This is a genomic window from Kitasatospora sp. NPDC003701 (genome assembly GCF_053587085.1).
Genome location: NZ_JBSFNM010000043.1, coordinates 1 through 20,971, shown reverse-complemented (window position 1 = coordinate 20,971; position 20,971 = coordinate 1). Strand labels below are relative to the sequence as shown.

At 74.0% G+C, this 20,971-nt stretch carries 17 protein-coding genes; 11 read left to right on the top strand and 6 right to left on the bottom strand.

Features of this window, described 5'->3' with window-relative positions:
- Positions 1-22: 22 nt before the first annotated feature.
- Entirely contained in the window at positions 23-895 is an 873-nt protein-coding gene (locus ACWDRR_RS30820) for an oxidoreductase (RefSeq protein WP_449775534.1), read from the bottom strand.
- A gap of 70 nt (positions 896-965) precedes the next feature.
- Between ACWDRR_RS30820 and ACWDRR_RS30815 the strand changes: the two genes are divergently transcribed.
- Together ACWDRR_RS30815 and ACWDRR_RS30810 are read left to right on the top strand one after the other, a co-directional pair.
- Positions 966-1,955 carry a DUF5937 family protein gene (locus ACWDRR_RS30815; RefSeq protein ID WP_449775533.1) on the top strand — a complete coding sequence of 330 codons (990 nt, stop codon included), beginning with the start codon at positions 966-968 and terminating at the stop codon, positions 1,953-1,955.
- A 138-nt stretch (positions 1,956-2,093) separates the two neighbouring features.
- Positions 2,094-3,488: a glycosyl hydrolase family 28-related protein gene (locus tag ACWDRR_RS30810; RefSeq protein WP_449775532.1), complete on the top strand. Its 1,395-nt coding sequence runs from the start codon at positions 2,094-2,096 to the stop codon at positions 3,486-3,488.
- A 69-nt stretch (positions 3,489-3,557) separates the two neighbouring features.
- Here ACWDRR_RS30810 and ACWDRR_RS30805 read toward each other — a convergent pair whose 3' ends face one another.
- Positions 3,558-5,165: an MFS transporter gene (locus tag ACWDRR_RS30805; protein WP_449775531.1), complete on the bottom strand. Its 1,608-nt coding sequence runs from the start codon at positions 5,163-5,165 to the stop codon at positions 3,558-3,560.
- Between the two features lie 961 nt (positions 5,166-6,126).
- Between ACWDRR_RS30805 and ACWDRR_RS30800 the strand changes: the two genes are divergently transcribed.
- A complete protein-coding gene (locus ACWDRR_RS30800) occupies positions 6,127-6,582 on the top strand; it encodes a BP74-related protein (protein WP_449775530.1) in 456 nt (151 codons plus the stop codon).
- A 934-nt stretch (positions 6,583-7,516) separates the two neighbouring features.
- On the opposite strand, the gene ACWDRR_RS30795 is transcribed toward ACWDRR_RS30800, so the two are convergent.
- A complete protein-coding gene (locus ACWDRR_RS30795; RefSeq protein ID WP_449775529.1) occupies positions 7,517-8,623 on the bottom strand; it encodes a hypothetical protein in 1,107 nt (368 codons plus the stop codon).
- A gap of 439 nt (positions 8,624-9,062) precedes the next feature.
- On the bottom strand, positions 9,063-10,088 hold the full coding sequence (locus tag ACWDRR_RS30790) for a LacI family DNA-binding transcriptional regulator (RefSeq protein WP_449775528.1): 1,026 nt from the start codon (positions 10,086-10,088) through the stop codon (positions 9,063-9,065).
- Between the two features lie 354 nt (positions 10,089-10,442).
- Between ACWDRR_RS30790 and ACWDRR_RS30785 the strand changes: the two genes are divergently transcribed.
- A complete protein-coding gene (locus tag ACWDRR_RS30785; RefSeq protein WP_449775527.1) occupies positions 10,443-12,431 on the top strand; it encodes a hypothetical protein in 1,989 nt (662 codons plus the stop codon).
- Between the two features lie 72 nt (positions 12,432-12,503).
- Here the strand turns inward: ACWDRR_RS30785 and ACWDRR_RS30780 are convergent, their stop codons facing one another.
- Positions 12,504-12,926, bottom strand: a complete 423-nt coding sequence (locus ACWDRR_RS30780) for a PLDc N-terminal domain-containing protein (protein WP_449775526.1) — start codon at positions 12,924-12,926, stop codon at positions 12,504-12,506.
- A 536-nt stretch (positions 12,927-13,462) separates the two neighbouring features.
- On the opposite strand from ACWDRR_RS30780, the gene ACWDRR_RS30775 reads away from it, so the two are divergent.
- Both ACWDRR_RS30775 and ACWDRR_RS30770 read left to right on the top strand, forming a co-directional pair.
- The gene (locus ACWDRR_RS30775; protein ID WP_449775525.1) at positions 13,463-13,789 is read left to right on the top strand and encodes a carboxymuconolactone decarboxylase family protein; all 327 of its coding nucleotides are present in this window, start codon (positions 13,463-13,465) and stop codon (positions 13,787-13,789) included.
- A gap of 93 nt (positions 13,790-13,882) precedes the next feature.
- Positions 13,883-15,244 (top strand): diacylglycerol/lipid kinase family protein, encoded by a 1,362-nt coding sequence (locus ACWDRR_RS30770; RefSeq protein ID WP_449775524.1) that lies wholly within the window; start codon positions 13,883-13,885, stop codon positions 15,242-15,244.
- Positions 15,245-15,376: 132 nt separating this feature from the next.
- Here ACWDRR_RS30770 and ACWDRR_RS30765 read toward each other — a convergent pair whose 3' ends face one another.
- Positions 15,377-15,724, bottom strand: coding sequence for a hypothetical protein (locus ACWDRR_RS30765; protein ID WP_449775523.1), 348 nt, complete (start codon positions 15,722-15,724; stop codon positions 15,377-15,379).
- 542 nt (positions 15,725-16,266) lie between these two features.
- On the opposite strand from ACWDRR_RS30765, the gene ACWDRR_RS30760 reads away from it, so the two are divergent.
- The 5 genes from ACWDRR_RS30760 (at position 16,267) to ACWDRR_RS30740 (ending at position 20,839) form a co-directional block, all read left to right on the top strand.
- Positions 16,267-17,844: an ATP-binding protein gene (locus tag ACWDRR_RS30760; RefSeq protein ID WP_449775522.1), complete on the top strand. Its 1,578-nt coding sequence runs from the start codon at positions 16,267-16,269 to the stop codon at positions 17,842-17,844.
- Complete coding sequence (locus ACWDRR_RS30755) at positions 17,841-18,248, top strand: roadblock/LC7 domain-containing protein (RefSeq protein ID WP_449775521.1); 408 nt, start codon at positions 17,841-17,843, stop codon at positions 18,246-18,248. Before ACWDRR_RS30760 ends, ACWDRR_RS30755 begins: the two co-directional genes overlap by 4 nt.
- Entirely contained in the window at positions 18,245-18,604 is a 360-nt protein-coding gene (locus tag ACWDRR_RS30750; RefSeq protein ID WP_449775520.1) for a DUF742 domain-containing protein, read from the top strand. The genes ACWDRR_RS30755 and ACWDRR_RS30750 overlap by 4 nt, the downstream gene beginning before the upstream one ends.
- Complete coding sequence (locus ACWDRR_RS30745) at positions 18,585-19,202, top strand: GTP-binding protein (RefSeq protein ID WP_449775519.1); 618 nt, start codon at positions 18,585-18,587, stop codon at positions 19,200-19,202. Before ACWDRR_RS30750 ends, ACWDRR_RS30745 begins: the two co-directional genes overlap by 20 nt.
- Before the next feature lie 140 nt (positions 19,203-19,342).
- Positions 19,343-20,839 (top strand): cytochrome P450, encoded by a 1,497-nt coding sequence (locus ACWDRR_RS30740; protein ID WP_449775518.1) that lies wholly within the window; start codon positions 19,343-19,345, stop codon positions 20,837-20,839.
- Positions 20,840-20,971: the final 132 nt, after the last annotated feature.

The following is a 20,971-nucleotide window of genomic DNA, read 5'->3' as shown; positions in this document are numbered from 1 at the left end:
CGGCCCACCGAAGGCCCGAGGCTCAGCGGGTGGCGACCGCGTCGAGGGTGCGCAGCGCCCGGTCGGGCAGCTCGACGGCGGCCGCGGCGATGTTCTCGCGCAGGTGCGCGACCGAGGACGTCCCGGGGATGAGCAGGATGTTCGGGGAGCGCTGCAGCAGCCAGGCGAGCGCGACCTGCCGGGCGGTGACGCCCAGGTCGCGGGCGACGTCGTCCAGGGCGTCGAGCTGCAGCGGGCGGAAGCCGCCCAGCGGGTAGTACGGCACGTAGGCGATGCCCTGATCGGCACACCGGTCGACGAGGTCGTCGTCCTCGCGGAGGGCGACGTTGTAGTAGTTCTGCACGCAGACCACCGGGGCGATGTCCTGGGCGGCCCGCACCTGCTCGGCACTGACGTTGCTGACGCCGAGGTGCCGGATCAGGCCCTGCTCGCGCAGGTCGGCGAGCACGGTGAACGGCTCGGTGAGGTCGGCGGCCGCCCGGGTGTCGGTCATCCGCAGGTTGACCAGGTCGAGCACCGGCACGTCCAGCCGCCGGAGGTTGTCGTGGACGGCGCGGACCAGCTCGTCGCGCGACAGGGCGGCGGGCCAGGCGCGGTCGGGGGTGCGGCGGGCACCGACCTTGGTGGCGATGCACAGGTGGCCGGGGTACGGGTGCAGGGCCTCGCGGATGAGGTCGTTGACCACGTGCGGGCCGTAGTAGTCGCTGGTGTCGAGGTGCGTGATGCCCGCCGCGACGGCGGCGCGCAGGACGGCGAGGGCGGCGTCCCGGTCGCGGGGCGGCCCCCACACCTTCGGGCCCGCCAACTGCATGGCGCCGTAGCCGATCCGGGTCAGCTCCAGGTCGCCGGTCTTCCAACTGCCCGCCGTGGCCGGTGCGGTCGTGTCCGATGTCATGTCCGGATGATCTCCGGGACGTAAGCTGGCCGCCAACGATTAGGGAATGTCCGAATCCTGGGGAGGCCCCGTGCCGGCAGAGCTGGCGTTCTCGGCGACCGACCTGGCCCTGGTGCGGTTCGCCGTCTCGCCGATGTGGGAGGTGGGCACCAGCTACCGGCTGCTCGCCTCCGGCGCCGCGCACCCCGTGCACCAGCCGTGGATCCAGCAGGTCCGGCCGCGGGTGGCCGCCGCCGGTCTCGACCGGGGGTGGCTCGCCGAACTCGTCCCGCGCTCGGGCTACGTCGCCGACTTCCTCAACCCGGCGCCCACCGGGCCGGCGCCCACCCTGGCGCAGGAGCTGGCCGGGATCCGCGCCGCGCCCGCCGCCCGGGTGCGCGAGGACCTCGACCGGCTCGCGGACGAACAGGGCCCGCCCGGCTCCCGCTCGCAGGCCCTGCGCGCCTCCCCGCAGAACGGGTTGGCCCGGGTCGCCGAAGAGATCGAGGCGTACTGGGAGCTCGCGATCGCCCCCTACTGGGCGCGGATCCGGGCGGTCCTCGACGCCGACGTCTTCCACCGGGCCCGGCAGGTCGCCGAACACGGGACCGGCCACCTCCTCAACGAGCTGCACCCCTCGGCGCGTTGGGACGACAACGCACTGCGGATCGCCCGCCGGCGGGCGGCGCTGTCCCGGCAGCGCGCCGGCGAAGGACTGCTGCTGATCCCCTCGGCGTTCACCGGACCGCACCTGCTCACCCGCCTGACGCCCCCGGAACCGCCGCAACTCGCCTACCCGGCACGCGGCATCGGCGCGCTCTGGGAGTCCCGGCCCGCCCCGAGGACGGACGCCCTCGCCGCCGTCCTCGGCCGGTCCCGGACGAGGCTGCTGACCGAACTGGACTCGCCGGCCTCCACCACCGAACTCGCCCGCCGTACCGGGCTCTCCACCGCCGGGGTGTCGCAGTACCTCACCGCGCTGCGCGACGCGGGCCTGGTCAGCGCCCACAGAGCGGGCCGATCGGTGCTCTACGCCCGCACCTCCGTCGCCGAGGCCGTCCTCTCCGCCGCCCGCCCCTGAGAACGCCCGCGGGGCCGACCGCGGTGGTTGCGGCCCCGCGTGGAAGGGACTTGACCGGTGGTCACCGGCGCTGCGATCTTGGCGGACGACCGCGTGGCCCGGGGGCCACCACCGACCGAAGCGCCAGGGGGAAACAGCGTGAACACGACGGGGGCCACGGGAGCCGCACCGGAGACGGCGACTCGGCGGCGGGCGCTGCTCGCCGGCGCCGTCGCGGGGCTGACGGGCGTGGCGGCGGTGGCGGGTGCCGCACCGGCCGGCGCGGCGACCGCGGGGAACAGCACGCCGGACTGGTTCGACGTGCACGGCTACGGCGCCGTCGGCGACGGCACGACCGACGACACCGCCGCCGTGCAGGCCGCGATCAACGCGGCGGCCGCGGCCGGCGGCGGGACGGTCTACTTCCCGGTCGGGAAGTACCGGGTCGTCCCGGCGGCGGGGGCGCCGGCACTGACCGTCGGCGGCAACGGGATCCGCCTGGTCGGCGCCGGCAGCAAGGCGTCCATGCTGGTCAAGGGCGCCGACGGCATCCTGCTGCGGGTCTCCGGCAGCGGCGCCGACGGGACCGGGGCCACCCACCGGCGGTACTGCGCGATCGAGGACCTGGGGTTCAACGGCAACCACCGGACCGGCCTGGTCCTGGAGCTGTACTACAACGACAACACCTACGTCCGCGACGTCTGCATCACCACCAACAACGACCTCTGCATCGACGCCGTGGAGTGCTGGGACTCCCGGTTCCACAACCTCGTGGTCGAGTCGAGCACCGGCCCGGCGGGCAGCACCACCCAGCCCAACGTCTGGCTGCGCAACAGCTCCGCCGTCCAGGGCTGGGGCTTCAGCGAGGACAACGTCAACCAGATCCACTTCACCGGCTGCCGGTTCGAGGCGTTCGGCACCGGCGGTCTGTGGATCACCCAGGGCCCGTACGCGTACAACAACCCGAACGGGATCTACCTGACGGACTGCAAGTTCGAGACCTCCCAGATGCAGGGCGGACCGCACCTGAAGATCGACGCGTCCTGCAAGCACGTCTACGCCCGTGACATCTACGCCTACGCCGGCAACTTCGCGCCCGGCTACTCCACCCCGCAGAACATCATCGCCTGGGCCGGCATCGCCAGCGCCCTGGAGAACGTGCTGATCGCCAACGGCCCGGTCGCCACCGTCAATTCCGGCGTCGACCTCTACTCCGGCCCCGGCACGGTCGCCGTCCTGCGCGACGTGGTCGGGCTCTACGGGACCAGGCCGACCGGCCACCACGTGTACTACGAGAGCTCCAGCTCGGGCGACTTCCGGGTCGAGAACACCTACGGGAACACCACCCAGGCCGGCGCCACCGTCAGCCAGTCCGGTGGCACCCTGCCGACCAGGCACGCGCCCAACGCACCGCTGCGCCTGGTCGCGGGCCCGGTCGGCGACGCGTCCTTCACCCGGCCGCCGGCCGACGGGACGCTCGCCGTGGACACCGCGTCCAAGCGGCTGTACGTCCGGGTGAACGGCGCCTGGCTCTGGTCGCCGCTCAACGCGTAGCCGGTCGCGGCGCAAGCCGTCGGGGCCGGGCCGCTCGACGTGTGGCCGCTCACGGCGGCCCGGCCTGCCTCAGGCCGGGCCGCCGCCCTCGTGGGTGACGGCGGCCTCCGCGGCCGGGGCGGCCTCCGCGGTGACCCGGGTGCCGGGGTGCAGCAGCGCGCACCCGAACGCGACCGCGAGGGCGGCGGCCATGCCGTACAGCACGGGCCCGTTCGCCTCCGCGAAGTCCTCCCGGATCGCGTCCAGCAGCGCGGACCCGATGCCGGCCGGGGCCTGCCCGCCCGCGCCGTGGCCCGTGATGCCCCGGGTGACGGTGTCGGCGACACCGGGCGCGGCGTCCACCGGGACGCCGTTGGCGATCAGGGTGGTCTGCACGTTCCTGGTGGTGCTGTGCAGCAGGACGGTGCCCAGCACCGCGAGGCCCAGGCTCGCGGAGTAGTTGCGCACGGTCTGGGTGATCCCGGTGACCTCGCCGTAGGAGGCGTCGATCGAGCGGTTGACGGCGTCCGTCGAGGCGGGGGTCAGCAGCAGCCCGATGCCCGCGCCCGCCAGCACGATGTACGGCCACTGCGCGCCGAGCGACAGGTCCGTGATCTTCGACGCCCAGAGCGCGAAGCCGACCGCGGACACGGCCGTGCCCAGCAGCATCGGCGGACGGGCGCCGCGCCGGTCCAGCATCCGCCCGCCGATCTGCGAGCCGGGGGCGAAGCCGGCGAAGAAGACCAGCAGGTAGAGGCCCGCCTCATTGGGTGACTGGTCCAGCGCCACCTGGGCGTAGACGGAGGCGAAGAAGAACACCGGGACGAAGGCGATCATGGCGAAGAACAGCACGGCGTTGTCCGCCGCGAAGGCACGGTCGGCGAAGACCCGCATCTTGATCAGCGGGTGCACGGTGCGCAGCTCCACCGCGACGAAGACCACCAGGAGGACCAGCCCGCCGACGATGCACAGCCAGGTCGCCCAGCTGCCCCAGCCCCAGGCCGCCGCCTGCTGAAGGCCGAGCACGCTCAGCCCCATGCCGACGGCCACCAGGGCGGCGCCCGCCCAGTCGACCGGCTCGCGGCGGGGAGTGTTGCGGATCCCGGCCAGCACGGTCAGCACGACCGCGACGACCGCCACCGGCACGTTGACCCAGAAGATCGCCCGCCAGGTCCAGCTGGTCAGCCAGCCGCCGAGGATCGGGCCGATCGCCGTCAGACCGCCGGCCACCCCGAAGAACAGTGCCAGCGCCCGGCCGCGCCGCTCGACCGGGAACACCTCCACCACCACCGCGAGCGCCGCCGGGAACATCAGCGCCGCGCCGAGGCCCTGCACCGCCCGGAAGCAGATCAGCCAGGCCTCGGCGGCGCCGCCGGACGGCACCGCGCCGCACAGCGCGGAGGCGATCACGAAGGTGAGCGTCCCGATCAGCATCATCCGCTTGTGGCCGAGGACGTCGGCCAGCCGGCCGCCGAGGGCGAAGAACGCGGCGAGTGACAGCAGGTAGGCGTTGACCACCCACTGCATGCCGACGGCCGACAGGCCCAGCTCGCGGATGATGTCGGGCGCGGCGATGGAGACGATCGTCTGGTCGATGAAGGTCATCGAGACGGCGAAGAGCATGGCCGCAAGCGTCAGGGACTGGCTCGTCGCGACGGGCGCGGTCGCCTTCGGGGTGCGGTCGGGCCGACTACCCATCCGTTCCGTCCTTCCGTTCATCCAGGCCGCTCGGTGCGCGGGCCGCTCGCTGCGCGGGCCGCTCGCTGCGCGGGCCGCTCGCTGCGCGGGCCGCTTGTGCAGTGCGCGGGCCGCTCGGTGCGCAGGGCCTCGCCCGCGCGGGTCCCACGGGCGGACGGACGCCGACACCCCTGCGACAGCTCCGAACGGGGTACCGCGCCGTCGGCTCCCGATGGGTGCGGCGCACGATCCGGGCGGGCCGGAGCGTACGCCGCGGGGCGCGGCCCGGGCGGGCCGCGCCCCGCGACAGAGGTCGGCCCGGACGCACCGGTGCGCCTGGCGTCCGAGCCGGACGGCGGACGTCACAGTGTGACGGTCCGAGGTCACCGGCGACCCCTCGCCGGGCCGCCGGTGACCGCTCAGGAAGTGTTCAGCACTGGGGTCGGCGGCCGTGATTGGCCCTGTGCTTCGCCCGTGCCTTCTTCTTGCGGCGTCGCTTCGACGACATGGCCACTCCTCTCCCGACAGGATGCGCTGCCCCCGGATTCCACGGTGGCACATCGTGCCCCGGCAGGCCTCCGGAGCGCCCGCGCGGGGACTCCCGGCCGCGGAGAGCCCGGCGGCCGCCGTCGCACCCCACGTGCCGGGCCGGTGCGGCGGCGGAGCGGCACGACCGGTCCGCGCCGGGGCCCCACCGGTCGGCTCCCGACCCGGGCCGGCAGCCGGTCGCCCCAAAGGGCAGCCGACAACCGGAGTCGTACCTGCGCTTCTCAAACCTCTTTTGACTGCCCATCAGGTCCGACGGACCGTCAATCGGGCTCCCCGGCCGGACAACGTCCCCATGGGGCAAGCCCCGAGGGGACGCCGGAGCCCTTTGAGGCACTTCTGTAGGCAGGCGGACCATGACGCCGCCTCCCCGATTAGGTTCGTTGACAGACGGGTCGTGGACGCGGCCCGCTATCCACCCATGGAGGTATCAGTCATGCGACGTACCATCACCAAGGTCGCCAGCCTCGGCGCGGTCGCCATGTTCGCCGTGGCGCTGGCCCAGCCCGCGCAGGCGGCCCAGACCGACGTGCGCCCCGCGGCCGCGGTGGCGCCGACCTACTTCGAGTTCACCGACGGCACGAACACCTTCGTGTTCCAGCTCACCGACGCCACCCGGATCCAGCAGGCCCGGAACATCCTGAGCGGGGTGGAGACGGAGAACATCAGCGTCATGGGCAAGGTCGTGAAGGCCCCCGCCTCCTACAACAAGCCGTGGAAGTACCAGCTCGCCCCGAACACCGTGTCGTTCTTCGGCATGGCCGTGGAGGCGTGCGACGCGAGCATCGCCTACGTCAACGACCACCTGCCCGAGGTGGGCGGCGCGCTCCTGCCGGGCTCGACCTGGTGCCCGTGGCAGTCGAAGCTGACGCGCGAGGTCACCGCGCCGTAAGGGGTCACACCCCGAGGGCGCCGACCGCGCCCGTTGTCGCTCCGGCCGTCGGATCCTCCGGCGGCCGGAGCTGTCATGTTCCGGACATGACTGCGAGGGGCCGACGACCCGACCAAGCACCCGAACGGCGCTCGACCGCCGGACCGCCGGCAGGCCGTCTGCGGGACACGAGCGGGGCGGACGACAGCGAACCGTCGATCCCGCGACCGGCCCACCGGTCCACCGGTCCACCGGCCGAACACGGCGAGCAGCACCGCCGGCAGGAGCGTGAACACCGCCGCCCCCGCCGCCGAGGCCGGCCGTACGCCACACCGCACCCGCCACACCGGCGGCCAGCGTGCGCCCGAGCGCGTCGGCAGACCGGTGCGCAACGGATCGGCGCCCATCGGCGGGATGTGACGATCCGTCATCTCGATCGCAAAGGCCGTACGACCGGCTCCCTGCACGCCCTCGGCAGGCCGCGCGGCCTGCGGGCCGTCGCCTGTCGGCTGCCGCAGAAGCCGGCCGTGCGCCACCGGACCCACTCGAACCACCCCGTCGACGCACCACCGTGTCGCACCGAAGTGCCGTACGACAGGCCGACCCGACAGACCCGCACGACTGGGCCACCCACCGGCGTCCCGTCGGTGCGTCCGGTCCGTACGGGCGTCCGCCCGATGCGGGCGGTCCGGTCGCGGCGACGGGCCGAACGGGCAGTGGGCTTCTGCCCGTATCGGCCCACCGCCGTTGCACTCGGGGCAGGAGAGCGACCCCCAGGAACCATTCGGAGGCGCCGTCCAGCGCGCTGCCATGGAATCGCAGGACTGATCCTTCGCGGGTTCTCCCGGGCGCGCGGAGGTTCTCCCGAGCGCGCGCAGGTTCTCCCGGGCACGCGCAGGTTCTCCCGGGCGCGCGGACGAGCGGAGCGCCCCGCGAGGAGTTCCCGCCCGGCGGGTCAGAACGCCGAGGTGTAGGCGGTCAGGAAGGGGGCCGAGACCGGCGAGCCGGCGGCGTTGAAGCAGATCGTGTAGAGCTTCACCGTCCCGGCGCTACGGGCCCACGGCAAAGCGAGCCCGCACCAGCCCGGCCCGGGGCCGTACGCCGTGGCGTGCGCGGTGTCCGAGGGGACGGCCACGCCGGGCAGGGTGATGGTGAACGGGACCGACCCGGCGAGCGTGTTGGTCGCGCCGCTGGAGTTGAAGTTGGTCGCCGCGGGCACCCCGCCGTTGAACCAGAGGTAGCCGAACGACTTCGGCGGGAACGCCGGCCCGTGCAGGGCGCGCTTGAGGGAGTAGCTCAGCGTCCACCTGGTGTCGTACGGGGCGTTGGCCGCGTCGAAGCAGCTGACCACGACGGTCTGGCCGGACGCGGCGGGCGCCCAGTCGGCCACCTTGCAGCGCGCGCCCTGGACGGCGTCGACCGCTGTGACCTCGATGTTCCCGGCCGCGGTGGACAGCCCCAGGCCGGGCAGCCAGGCCTTCCAGATCCCGGTCGAGCCGTGGCTCACCGTGTTGACCGCGCCGGCGGAGTTGTACTGGGCGAGTACCGCGCCGGAGACGTCCGAGTAGGTGTAGCCGTAGCTGCCACCGGCCGGCGAGGGCGTTCCGCTGCTGGTGGTGTAGAGCACGGTGAACAGGGTGTTGTCGGGGGCGCCGCCGGGCCGGTAGCAGTTCACCGCGACATCCTGCCCGGTGCCCGCCGTGGACCAGCCCTTGATCTGGCACCAGTTGCCGGTGCGGCCGACGGCGGTGGCGTGGGCGATGCCACCCGGGCCGGCGAGGAACGGGAAGTGCACGAGGTACGAGCCGACCGCGAGCTGGTCGACCTTGACCGGGTTGCTGCCCGGCGCGGGCCAACTGCCCCACTGCCGGGTCGGGTCGGGGACGTACCCGGACGGCGGCGTCGGGTTGTCGAGGAAGGCGAAGCCCCAGCGGTCGGGCACGGCGGCCCGGGCGGGCCCGGCCGCCGGCAGGGTGACGGCCACCACGGCGGCCAGCATGGTCAGTACGAGCAGGACGGCGCGGACGGGTCTGAACGACGGTGCGACAGTGCGGGCGTGCATGGGCGTACTCCCTGGGTGGTGAGGAGGGGTGTGCGGCCTGCGTGGTGCAGCCTGCGCTACGAGCCCGCTCCCGGTGCCCGGGGCGGGCCGTGGCCGACAGGACGCACCGGTGCCCTTGGAGCCCGGTGGTGTCCGGCGTCGGCCGACGCTGTCGGGGTCAGGCCGACGGCGCCTCACATCGTAGGAGCGCACCCCTCGCAGGCCCAGGCCTCTGGCATGTTCGCGAGGGCCGTTGCCGGCCGTTCGCCGACCCGCCCCACCGGCCCCGGCGGCCTCCCCCGGGCGCTGCGCCCCCACTCCTCGGCCGTCGCCGGCACCCACCGGTGCCCCGGCGCCCCACGGCTCGCCCGCCGCCCCGGCCGTACCCCGCCTGCGCCGCTCCGCCGGTGGCCGGATCCGGCCCGGTCGAGCCGGACCGGACACCTCGGCGCGGCGGCCCTCAGGGGGCGGGCGACTCCGCCCCCGGGGCCGGCGCGGGGGCCGGGCCGGTCGAGGAACGGATGACCAGCTCGGGGTCGAACAGCAGCTCGCCGGTCGGCACCTCCCGGTTGCCGACGAGGGCCAGGATGCTGCGGCCCACCTCCAGCGCGAGCCGGTCGGCCGGCTGACGGACCGTGGTCAGCGGAGGGTCGACGAACTCGGTGATGGCCGAGCCGTCGTAGCCGACCACCGACACGTCGCCGGGGACGGAGCGCCCCTGGCGGCGGATGCCGCGGATCGCGCCCAGCGCCATGTAGTCGCTGGCCGCGACGATGGCGGTGGCGCCGCGGGCGAGCAGCGGCGCCACGGCGGCCTGGCCGCCCTCGACCGTGTAGGACTGGCGGATCACCCAGCCGTCGGCGCCCTCGATGCCGCGCCTGGCCATGGCGTCGAGGAAGCCCTGGACGCGCCGGTCGGCGGGGTGGTTGCCGGCCGGCCCGGACGCCATCCCGATCCGCCGGTGCCCGAGCCGGTAGAGGTGGTCGACGGCCTGTTCGGCGGCGAGCGCGTCGTCGGTCGAGAAGACCGGGGTGGGTACCCCGTCGGCGAATTCGCCGTTGATCCCGACGAACGGGACGCGGCGCTGGCGCAGCAGTTCGTACGTCTCGGTGTCCGCGCCGTCGACCGTGTTGGAGGCGGACAGGAAGACGACGGCCGCGATGCCCTTCTCCACCAGCGTGGCGATGAAGTCGCGTTCCTGCACGCCGCCGGGGAAGGCGGGGCACAGCACCGTCTTCAGCCCGTGCGGCGCGAGGGCCGACTCGATCCGCTCCGCGACATCGGCGAAGAACGGGTTCGAGACGAACTCGGTTATCACCGCTACCAGTTGACCCTGGGTCTGACGCTCGTAGCCGAGTTCGGCCATCGCCTGCTCGACCGCGTCCCTGGTCTTCTTCGCCACACCCTGGCGCCGGTTGATCACCCGGCTGACCGTGGCCTCGCTGACGCCCGCCCGGGCTGCCACGTCGGTGATCCCGACCTTCATCTCGGTCCTTCCGTGTGCGTGCTTCCGGGCCACCGCGGGGTCGGCCGCCGATCGGGGTCCGTCCGGCGGGGGCTCCGGCGAGCGGCCCATGATACGGCCCGGCGGGTCCGTGGATCACGCCCCGGTGCCGGCCGTGCGCGGCCGGCACCGGCGGGCCGCGGGGGCTCCGCCGGCTCCCTCGACGCGTGGAACGCCGACCTCGCTCCGTCCGACTTGCACGAAATCGATGAAAACCTTCAGTCGCATGCGGCAACTGATCCTGCTCTGTCCATTGCAAGCCTTCACCCGCACTTGTTAGCGTGCCTCGCGCCCGGCCGACGACGGCCGACCCCACCCCCTGCCCGGGAGACCCCGATGAAGCGTTCCCGCCTGTCCCTGCTGACCGCGTGCGCGTTACTCGCACCGCTCGCCCTCGGCGCTCCGGCCGCGGCGGCCGCCCAAGCGGGCACCGGACGACCCGGTCCGGGCACCGCCGGCCCGGCGCCGCTCGCCCTCGTCAACCCCGGCTTCGAACAGGGCGGCGAGGGCTGGGTGTTCAGCTCCGGAACGGGCGTCGCGACGAACTACCCGCACGGCGGCAAGGGGCTCGTCTACCTGGACGACGGCCCCGGGAAGAGCATCACCCAGACCGTCACGGCCACCGGCCGGGGCAGCTACGACATCTCGGCCTGGATCGCGACCGGCGGCGCGAACGGCACGTACGTCGCCCGCGTGAACGGCGCCGTCGTCGCCTCGGTGACCCTGCCCAGCGCCTCCGGCTACCGCCGCTACACGCTCAGCAGGATCACCCTCGCCCGGGGCGACCGGCTGGAGATCGGCTTCGGCTCGGGGGACGGCTGGGTCAACGCCGACGACCTGATGGTCTCCCCCTCCTCCCCCGCGGACCCCCGGATCAGCTCCTCGGACCCGAAGATCGTCGAGATGTTCGACTGGGCCAAGCGCAAGGCCAACAGCTGGGTCCAACTCCCGGGCACCCAGGGGCCGCTGAACGTCGACGAGTGGAACACGGCCGGCACCGGCACCGGCACCTACGGGGCCTCCTACTGGGCCGGCTACGCCAACCGCAGCGGCTACTACTCGCGCGACTTCGCCCACCAGCTGGCCGGCGCGGGCGTGCTCGGCCTGAGCGGCGCCAACAAGGCCATGCTCCGCTCGTTCGCCGCCTCCGCCACCGCGGAGCACGCCTACTACCCGGTGTGGGCGCTGAACTTCGACACCACCAGCTACCTGTCGATCGACTACCGCAGCCCCACCAGCTTCGTCCGCGAAGTCCCCGCCACCTTCGAACTGGTGCAGAAGGCCGCCGAGGCGTACCGGTGGAGCGGCGACCGCGCGTACGTCGACGACCCGGCGCTCTGGGACTTCTACCGCCACGCCACCGGCGAGTTCGTCGACCTGCACAACGGCGGCCGGGACAACGGCGCCGTGAAGGTCGCCGAGGGCACCGGCAAGGGCATCTTCCAGGGCACCGCCAGTTACAACGAGCAGAGCGGCGAACCGCTCGCCGAAGCCGGCGACGCGATCGGCTCCCAGTACCAGGCGTACCTCGCGATGGCCGAACTCGCCCGCGGCAAGGGCGACCGCACCCTCGCCGCGACGTACGACCGGAAGGCCCGGGAGCTCAAGGCGTACTTCAACTCCACCTGGAGCGGCACCGGGTCGGGCGCGGACATGGTGCGGGGTTACACCACCGACGGGCGGGCGCTGACCGGTTGGGGCAAGGAGAACAGCTGGTTCATGCCGATGAAGCAGATCCTCGCCCCCGGGGCCCGCCTGGACGCCTACCTCGACTACATCGACCAGCAGGCCTCGGGCGAGGACGCCCCCTCCAACATCGAGGCGCTCACCTACCTGCCGGACACCTTCTTCACCAACAACCGCGGCGACACCGCCTGGAAGTGGATGAACCACGTCTACGACCGGAAGGACGTCCAGCACGTCAACGCCGAGCAGGGCACCAACGGCGACTACCCGGAGGTCTCCTTCACCCTGCTCGGCCAGACCGTCGAGGGCCTGCTGGGCGTCGAGCCCGACGCGCCCGCGCGCACCCTCACCACCCGGTCCCGGCTGCCCGCCGGCATGGACTGGCTGAAGATCGACGACCTGCGGATCGGCGCCGGCACCTTCTCGCTGCGGCACGACGGGGCCACGAAGTCGACCCTGACCAACACGTCGGACAGCGGTGCCTACACCTGGGAGGCCCGCTTCCCCGGCGCCCACGCCACGATCACGGTCAACGGCGTGCCGTGCAAGGCGCGGACGAAGGTGGTGGACGGCGTCACGTACACCTACGCCACCCCGACCGTCGCCGCGGGCCGGACCGTGACGGTCCAGGTCGGCTGAGGACCGCCGGACCCGCCCGTCCGTCCGGTGCGGACGGACGGGCGGGTCCGGCCGCCCGCGCCGTGGGGTTCCTCAGGCCAGGACCTTGGCCTTCGCCTTCTCGTACTCCTCCTCGCTGAGGTGGCCCTGCGTCTTCAGATCGGCGAGCCGGGCCAGCTCCGCGGCCGCGCTCGGCCGGTCGGCGCCCGGGGCGGCGCTCTGCCGGATGTAGGAGCGGAACTCCTCCTCGTGCTTACGCGCTCGGGCGACCTCGCGCTCCCCCATGCCCGAGCCCCGGGCGATCAGGTACACGAAGACACCGAGGAACGGCAGGAAGATGACGAAGACCAGCCAGCCGGCCTTCCCCCACCCTCCGAGCCCGTCGTCACGGAAGATGTCACCGATGATCCTGAAGAGCAGCATGAACCAGAGGACCCACAGGAAGAACCAGCACATCGTCCAGAACACGTTGAGCAGGGGGTAGTCCGCGGCCAGGTTTTGCACTGCAACGTCCATCGCCGGTCTCCTGTCCGACTCCTCCCACGGCCGGTCTCGGATCGCGTGGGGGTGGCACCACCGTGGCTGTCCCGCCGCGTCGCACCCACCACCGGGCAGGGGTACCCGGTGACGGTCCGGCCCGGTCGGCGGAGGCGGCAGCGCCCCGGCCCACCGGCCCAACCACCCGTCGGGGGCGGCGAGATCGGCCCCGGTCGTCGGCCGGGCGTGCCGATTCGGTGGCCGATCGGCACGCCTCCGTCAGGAACCCGACGACACTGCGGGCACCGTTTCAGCGTAGACCTTCCCCGGGGCACGGGCATGACCGTCGGGGTCCGGCTCCGGGAGGCCGGCCGACGGTGCTCGCGCACCGGTGCCCCGATCCCCCCGCGGACCGAGGCGGTCGCGCGGGCGGCCGCTCCGGCCGGCGACCGCAGCGGCGTGCGGCCGCCACCCATCCGGCCTATGGTCGGTATGCGGGAGCACGGCGTACGAGCGGTCCGCTGCTGCCCGGCGGCGGCGTGCCGGCTCCCGTCCGCCGAAGGAGATGCCCGGCTATGACCAGCTCGTCAGAAACCCCCGTGCTCGACACCCTGGCCGCCATGACCCTCGACTCGGTCGAGCGGTGCGGCCTGCCGATGGACACCTTCCTCCTCACCCGCATCGCGGCACTCGTCGCGATGGACGCGCCGCCGATGTCCTACCTGGCCCACATCGGCGTCGCCGACCGCTCCGAGGTGACGGCCGAACAGCTCCAGGACGTGCTGGTGGCCATCGCGCCGATCGTGGGCACCGCCCGCGTGATGTCGGCGGCCGCCCACATCGCGGAGGCCCTCGGCCTGGCCATCGCCGTGGCCGAGTCCGACATGGCGGCAGGCGCCTGAACCTCCGCCGCGGCGAGCGCTCGGCCGCCCGGCCCGAGCGCTCGGTGAGCGCTGGACCACCGGCGCCGGGCGAAGGCTGAGGAGGCGCGGAGGATGGCGTCCCGTTCCCTCGCGAGTGCCCGGTGGGCCGCCCGGGCGGCGCTGGCCTGTGCCCTGGGCTCCGTCGCGGTGCTGGTGGCCGTGGTCGGACCCGGCGGCTTCCTGGTGGTCGCCATCGGGCTGGTCGGCCTGGCCCTCACCGCCGCCGGGACGTGGTGGGTGGTGTCCCACCACGGGGCCGTGCGGCTGGCCGGCGCACTGCTGGTGATCGCGGCGCCCGCGGCCGTCGTGGTGAGCTACGCCATGGCCGACCTGTGGCCGGCGGCGCTGGGCGCGCTCGCGCTCTGGGCCGCCGCCGCGGTGCTCGCCCGCTCGGCCCTGCGCCGGGCCCGGCCCTCCGAGGGCATGCGCGCCGTCGCCCGCGCACTCCCCCGGCACCCCGTGCTGATCATGAACCCGAAGTCCGGCGGCGGCAAGGTCGTCCGGTTCGGACTGGTCGAACGGGCCGAGGCCCTGGGCGCCCGGGTCGTCCTGCTGGACACCTCCACCCACGTGGACATCGCCGACCTCGCCCGCCGGGCGGTCGCGGAGGGCGCGGACCTGCTCGGTGTGGCCGGCGGCGACGGCACCCAGGCCACGGTGGCCGAGATCGCCGCCGAGCACGACCTGCCGTTCCTGGTGATCTCGGCGGGGACCCGCAACCACTTCGCCATGGACCTCGGCCTGGACCGCGAGAACCCGGCCAACTGCCTGGACGCGCTCACCGACGGGGAGGAGCTCCGGGTCGACCTCGGCACCGTGGGCGGCCGGCCCTTCGTCAACACGGCCTCGTTCGGAGCCTACGCCGAGATCGTGCAGAGCCCGCAGTACCGCGACGCCAAGGCCGGCTCGGCCCTGGACGCCCTCCCCGACCTCCTCCTCGGGAATTCCGGCCACGCCCTGGAGGCGGTGCTCGCCGACGGCACCCGGCTGACGGCGCAGCAGGCGCTGCTGATCAGCAACAACCCCTACGCGGCGCCCGAACCGACGGCCGCGGGCAACCGGCGGCCGCGGCTGGACCGCGCGACGCTGGGGGTCGTGGGGATCCGGGTGGGCAGTGCGTCCCAGGCGGCCGCCGTCGCGCTCCGGGGCAGCCGGGCGGCGGGCCTGCGCGTGCTGACCGCTCCCCGCGTGGTGGTCGACGCCGACGCGGAACGGATCGCGGTCGCCGTGGACGGGGAGGCGCTGCAGCTCCCGACGCCCGTCACCTGCGCCGTCCGTCCCGGTGCCCTGCGGGTGCTGGTGCCGCACGACCGCCCGGGTGCTCCGGTGGCCTCGCCCGCCATGGACTGGCGGACAGTCGCCGCCCTCGCCTTCGGCCGACCGCCCGTGGCGTCCGGGGCGGCGGGGGCATCCACGGCGTCCGCGGCGCCGTGACCCGCTGAGATCCGGTCCGGCCGAGGTACCGGGCCCGGGTGGTACCGGTTCACGCCGTCGGGGGCGTGCGGGTGCGGCCGCGCGCCTCGGGTGACCTTCGACCGCCCCTGCCCCGGGCGGAACGGGCCGCGCTCAGGACAGGTCCCAGGCGTCGATCGTCAGCACCCGGTCGGCGGGGCAGGCGGCGATCCGGTCGGGGTGCAGCTCCAGGAGGAACGCGCCCGCCGTGGGCCCGGCGCCGGGCGCCCCGGCGGCGGCGAGCAGCGGCAGCACGTCACCGGCGCGGGCGGTGAAACGACTCGGATAGCCGTGGTGCAGCAGCTGGGCGGCCCTGCCCTCGGCGACGAGGCCGGTCAGCCAGTCCAGGCCGCCCAGCCCGATCTCCCAGTGGCCGAGCAGCGCCGCCTTGCGGGCCTCGTCCCCGGCGCCGTCCCGCTGCTCCGGGGTCTGCGTCGATATACCGATCCACCAGCCGAGCACGCGACGCGTCCTTCCGTCCGCTACGGGTCACCCGGCAGCGTACGCCGGTCCGACCGGGCCGTGCGGGGAAAACCGGCCCGGGGGGGAGCTTTCCGACGGCCACGCGCCGGCCCCCCGGCCCCGGCCCCGACCCGGCGCAGGCCCCCACGTAGCACGAACTCGCCGTGCTGCGGGGAGATTTCGGTGGGATACCCCTCGCATGAGCGAACCCGCCCCCGGCCACGGTACGACCGGGCCGGGGCAGGGCAAGTCTGGTGCCTGTACCCGCCCGGCCGGGCCCTTTCCGGCCGGCGTCCGGGTTCCGTGGAACATGCGACAGGGCGACCCCAAATCGGCTATAAAACACTGCTACTGATCTTTCGTCAGAAATGTCCTGGACACTCCGGTCGTCCCGCCCCCGGGGCAGCCCCGCCGCGCATCCGTCGCGCCGGGGCCGCGCCGGGGGCGGTACGGCTCCGGAACGCCCGCACCCACGGCCCCGGCACCACCGGCGCCCACCCCCGACCGCCGCTCCCCACTCCTTCGACCGCTTGAGGATGCTGATGCTTCGTGCTGGATCGTCACCCGGAGGCCGACGCCCGGCTCCCGTACTCGTGTGGCTGGTGCCCGCGGTCGTGACGGCGGGCGCCGCTGTCGTCGCCGCGCTGGTGACCTCCACCGGCGCCCGCGCGGAAGTCCTCTGGTGCGGAGCGGTGGGCACCGCGGCGGTGGCGGTGGTGGCCGCCGAGGCCGCCCGCCGGGGCCGCGCACTGGCAGCCCTGCGCGAGCGGTTCGCCCTGCAGGAGAACGAACTGCGCCGCCGGCTGGCCCGGCAGGAGGCCGAGACGCTCCGGCTCGCCCGGACCGGCCTGCCCGAGGCGGTCGCCCGGCTCCGGCGCGGCACCTCGACCGACGAGGTGCTGAGGTCGTACGAGTCCCAGGACATCGGCACCGGCCCGCAGTTCCAGGCCGCCCTGCTGGCCGTGCTGCGCAGCATCCTGGAGACGGTCGACAACGAGGAGGGCATGCGCGAGAACGCCCAGCGGGCCTTCGTCAACATCGCCCGCCGCGTCCAGGCGATCGTCCACCGCCAGGCCCAGGACCTGCGCGAGATGGAGGACCGGCACGGCAACGACCCGGCGGTCTTCGACGACCTGCTGCGGCTGGACCACGGCAACGCCCTGATCGGCCGCCTCGCCGACAGCATCGCCGTCCTCGGCGGCGCCCGCCCCGGCCGCCAGTGGAGCAAGGCGGTCCCGTTGTACAGCGTGCTGCGCGGCGGCATCTCGCGCATCCTGGACTACCGGCGGGTGGAACTGCACCCGGTCTCCGAGGTCGCCGTGGTCGGACCGGCCGTCGAGCCGCTCATCCACGCGGTCGCCGAACTGCTGGACAACGCCACCCGCTACTCCCCGCCGCAGACCAGCGTGCACCTGACCGCCGTCGAGGTGCAGACCGGCATAGCGATCGAGATCGAGGACGGCGGCCTCAGCCTCAGCGAGGAGGGCCGGGCCCGCGCCGAGCGGATGCTCCTGGAGGCGCAGGCCGGCATCGACCTCAACGACCTCGGTGAGACCCCCCGGCTCGGCCTGGCCGTGGTCGGCCGGCTCGCGCAGGCCTACGGCTTCCAGGTCTCGCTGCGGCCCTCCGCCTACGGCGGGGTGCGCGCGGTGCTGATCGTGCCGCAGGAGCTCATCACCACGGCTCCCGCCACCGGCCGGGCCCACGGCATCGGTGCCGCCGCCAACCCCCGGCCGGCGCCGGACACCGCGCCCCGCCCGTCGGAGCGCCCGCGCCCGCGCCCGGTCGCCGCCTCGCGGCCCTGGGGTTCGCGGACCGTCGCCGCCTCCTCCTCGGGGTCGTTCCCGGTCGACGACGACATCCCGGTGGTGACCGAGCGGACCGCGAACGGTCTGCCTCAGCGCCGCCGCCACGCCGCGCCCTCCCGGCGGGGCGCGGCCGAGCCCCCCAGGATCGCCGCGGCCCCCCGGGCCCCGGAGCCGGTCCAGACACCGGTCCAGGCGCCGGTCCAGCCCGGCATGTGGCTGGCCGCGTTCAACGAGGGGGTGAACGGCCACGCGCCGTCCGCCGGCGCGACCGGTCCCACCAGCGAAGAGTCGGCAGGGAAGAGCGAGCAGTGATTCAGCAGCGGAGCAACATGGACTGGATGCTCAAGGATCTGGCGGACAGCGTCCCGCACGCCCGGCACGTCGTCGTGCTCTCCGCCGACGGTCTGCGCATGGCCCAGCACGGCACCGACAACGACACCGCCGACCGGCTCGCCGCCGCCTGCGCCGGCCTGCAGAGCCTCGCCGCCGCGGTCGGGAACGAGTTCCCGCACAGCGACGGCCGGATGCGGCTGGTCGTGATCGAGATGGGCGGCGGCTTCTTCTACCTGATGGCGGCCGGCGCCCGGGCGTACCTCGCCGTGCTGGCCGACGAGGGCGTCGACGCGGGGCTGATGGGCCAGCGGATGCGCGACCTGGTCGCCCGGATCGGCGAGCATCTCAGCACACCGGCGCGCAACGGCGGGCAGGTCGCGTGAGTGCGACCGACCAGGACTGGGACGACGGAAAACCCGAACGCCTCTACGTGATCACGCGCGGTCGCAGCGGGCTGACCGAGCAGACCTCGTTCGACCTGGTCACCCTGATCGTCTCCCGCGCGCAACCGGCGCCCACCATGCAGCCGGAGCACGCGGCGATCCTGCGGATCTGCGAGTCGCCGCTGTCGGTGGCCGAGATCTCCGCCTATCTGCGGCTGCCGATGAGCGCGGTCACCGTGCTCCTGGCGGACCTCCTCGGCGAGGAGCTGATCGAGGCCCGCACGCGTGTCCCCCAGGCAATCCTTCCCGAGCGCGCCCTGCTGGAGGCGGTGATACATGGACTTCAGAGACTCTGAGACGGCCTTGGGGCCGCAGAGCGCAGACCTGCTGCCGGCCTCGGCCACCACGGCGGTCAAGGTGGTGATCGTGGGAGGTTTCGGGGTCGGCAAGACGACCCTGGTCGGCTCCGTGAGCGAGATCCGCCCGCTGACCACCGAGGAGACGATGACGCAGGCCGGAGCCGACGTCGACGACACGGCCGGGATCGAGCGCAAGACCTCGACCACGGTCGCGATGGACTTCGGCCGGATCAGCATCAACGAGGAACTGGTGCTGTACGTGTTCGGCACCCCCGGGCAGGAGCGGTTCTGGTTCCTCTGGAACGGCCTCTTCGAGGGCGCCCTCGGCGCCGTCGTGCTCGTCGACACCCGCCGGCTCGAAGTCAGCTTCGAGGTGATCGGGCGGCTGGAGGACCGCGGCGTGCCGTTCGTCGTCGCCGCCAACACCTTCCCCGAGTCGCCGAGTTACCCGATCGAGGAGCTGCGGGCCGCACTCGACCTGCCGCCCGAGGTGCCGATCGTCGCGTGCGACGCCCGCACCCGCGAGTCCAGCCGGGACGTCCTGCTCGCCCTGATGCGCTATCTGTACGAGCTCCCGGCGCCGTCGGCGCGGTGACCGCCCGGCCACCGCCCGCACCCGCCGTTCCCCGCCCCGCACCCGGCCCGTCCACGACGAGGGCCCACCACCACCGTTCACGACGACCGCGCGCGAGGACCGCCTGCCGGCGACCTCCTCGCCCCGACCCCGGAGACACCGTGACCACCCCGTTCCCTGACGACGCGCTCCCCACCCCACCGCCCGGCTGCCCCGCCCACGGCCTCGGCACCGGCGGCCTGGGCGCCGACGGCCTCCGGCGGCTCTACGGGCCCGAGGCCGAGGCCGACCCGGCGGGCCTGTACGAGAAGCTGCGCGCCGAGCACGGCGAGGTGGCGCCCGTCCTGCTGCACGGCGACCTCCCGGCCTGGCTCATCGTCGGCCACTCGGCGAACCTCATCGCGATGCGCACCCCCTCCCGCTTCTCCCGGGACTCCCGCCGCTGGGCCGCCTTCCAGGACGGGCTGGTCGCCCCGGACTCGCCGCTGATGCCGGTGATCGCCTGGCAGCCGCTCTGCGTGTTCGCCGACGGCGAGGAGCACAAGCGGCTGCGCGGCGCGGTCACCGACGGCCTGAACAGCTTCGACCGGCGCGGCATCCGACGCCACGTCACCCGCTTCACCGACCAGCTCGTCCAGGAGTTCGGCCCCACCGGCCGGGCCGAGCTGGTGACCCAGTTCGCCGAGCACCTGCCGATGCTGGTGATGACCCAGCTGGTCGGCATGCCCGAGGAGTACGGCCCCCACCTGGTCGAGGCCGCCCGCGACCTGATGAAGGGCACCGAGACGGCCATCGCGAGCAACGACTACGTCGTCGCCACGCTGCGCCGGATGATGGAGCGCAAGCGGGTCGCCCCCGGCGCCGACCTGGTGTCCTGGCTGATGCAGCACGAGGCCGGACTCACCGACGACGAAGTGCTGGAACACCTGCGGGTGGTGCTGCTCGCCGCGAACGAGACGACCGTCAACCTGATCGCGGACACCCTCAAGATGGTCCTCACCGACCACCGGTTCCGCACCCACCTGTCCGGCGGGCACATGACCCTGCCCGACGCCCTGGACCAGGTCCTCTGGGACTCCGCGCCGATGTCACTGGTCGCGGGCCGCTGGGCCACCGGCGACACCGAACTCGGCGGCCAGCAGATCAAGGCCGGCGACATGCTCCTGCTCGGCCTCGCGGCCGGCAACGCCGATCCCGCCGTCCGCCCCGACCCGACCGAGCCGCTCCACGGCAACCGCTCCCACCTCGCCTTCGGCGCGGGCCCGCACGAGTGCCCCGGCCAGGACATCGGCCGGGCCATCGCCGAGACGGGCATCGACATCCTGCTCACCCGTCTGCCGGACCTCCACCTCGCCGTCGAGGAGGAGGAGTTGACCTGGACGTCCGCCTGGATCTCCCGCCACCTGTCCGCCCTCCCCGTCCAGTTCACCCCGCGGACGACGCCCGAGGAGGAGCTCACGGCCCCCGTGGTCAGCACGCCCGCGACACCGGGCGCCGTACCGGCCACTCCGCCGCCCGCAGCACCGGCCGCCGCCCCGCAGGCCGGCCCCGCCGAACCTGCCGAACCCGCCGTCCCTGCCGAACCCGCCGTCACCGCCACCGTCCCCCGGCAACGGCGGTCCTGGTGGGACTCGCTCACCCGGTGGCTCCGGCTCTGACCCGGCGCGCCCGGTAGCGGGTCGGGCAGCGCGCGCTCCGCCGAGGTGGCCCGGATCCTGCAGGCCGAGACCGGCGCCGGTGCCGAGGGCGTCGCCGGGGCGTACGCGGCGGGCAGCCACCGCACCCTGCAC

Coding starts and splice junctions, on each gene's coding strand:
- ACWDRR_RS30820 (WP_449775534.1), bottom strand. CDS start 895: ATGACATCGGACACGACCGCACCGGCCACGGCGGGCAGTTGGAAGACC.
- ACWDRR_RS30800 (WP_449775530.1), top strand. CDS start 6,127: ATGCGACGTACCATCACCAAGGTCGCCAGCCTCGGCGCGGTCGCCATG.
- ACWDRR_RS30775 (WP_449775525.1), top strand. CDS start 13,463: ATGACCAGCTCGTCAGAAACCCCCGTGCTCGACACCCTGGCCGCCATG.
- ACWDRR_RS30745 (WP_449775519.1), top strand. CDS start 18,585: ATGGACTTCAGAGACTCTGAGACGGCCTTGGGGCCGCAGAGCGCAGAC.
- ACWDRR_RS30780 (WP_449775526.1), bottom strand. CDS start 12,926: ATGGACGTTGCAGTGCAAAACCTGGCCGCGGACTACCCCCTGCTCAAC.
- ACWDRR_RS30805 (WP_449775531.1), bottom strand. CDS start 5,165: ATGGGTAGTCGGCCCGACCGCACCCCGAAGGCGACCGCGCCCGTCGCG.
- ACWDRR_RS30795 (WP_449775529.1), bottom strand. CDS start 8,623: ATGCACGCCCGCACTGTCGCACCGTCGTTCAGACCCGTCCGCGCCGTC.
- ACWDRR_RS30785 (WP_449775527.1), top strand. CDS start 10,443: ATGAAGCGTTCCCGCCTGTCCCTGCTGACCGCGTGCGCGTTACTCGCA.
- ACWDRR_RS30790 (WP_449775528.1), bottom strand. CDS start 10,088: ATGAAGGTCGGGATCACCGACGTGGCAGCCCGGGCGGGCGTCAGCGAG.
- ACWDRR_RS30770 (WP_449775524.1), top strand. CDS start 13,883: ATGGCGTCCCGTTCCCTCGCGAGTGCCCGGTGGGCCGCCCGGGCGGCG.
- ACWDRR_RS30760 (WP_449775522.1), top strand. CDS start 16,267: ATGCTTCGTGCTGGATCGTCACCCGGAGGCCGACGCCCGGCTCCCGTA.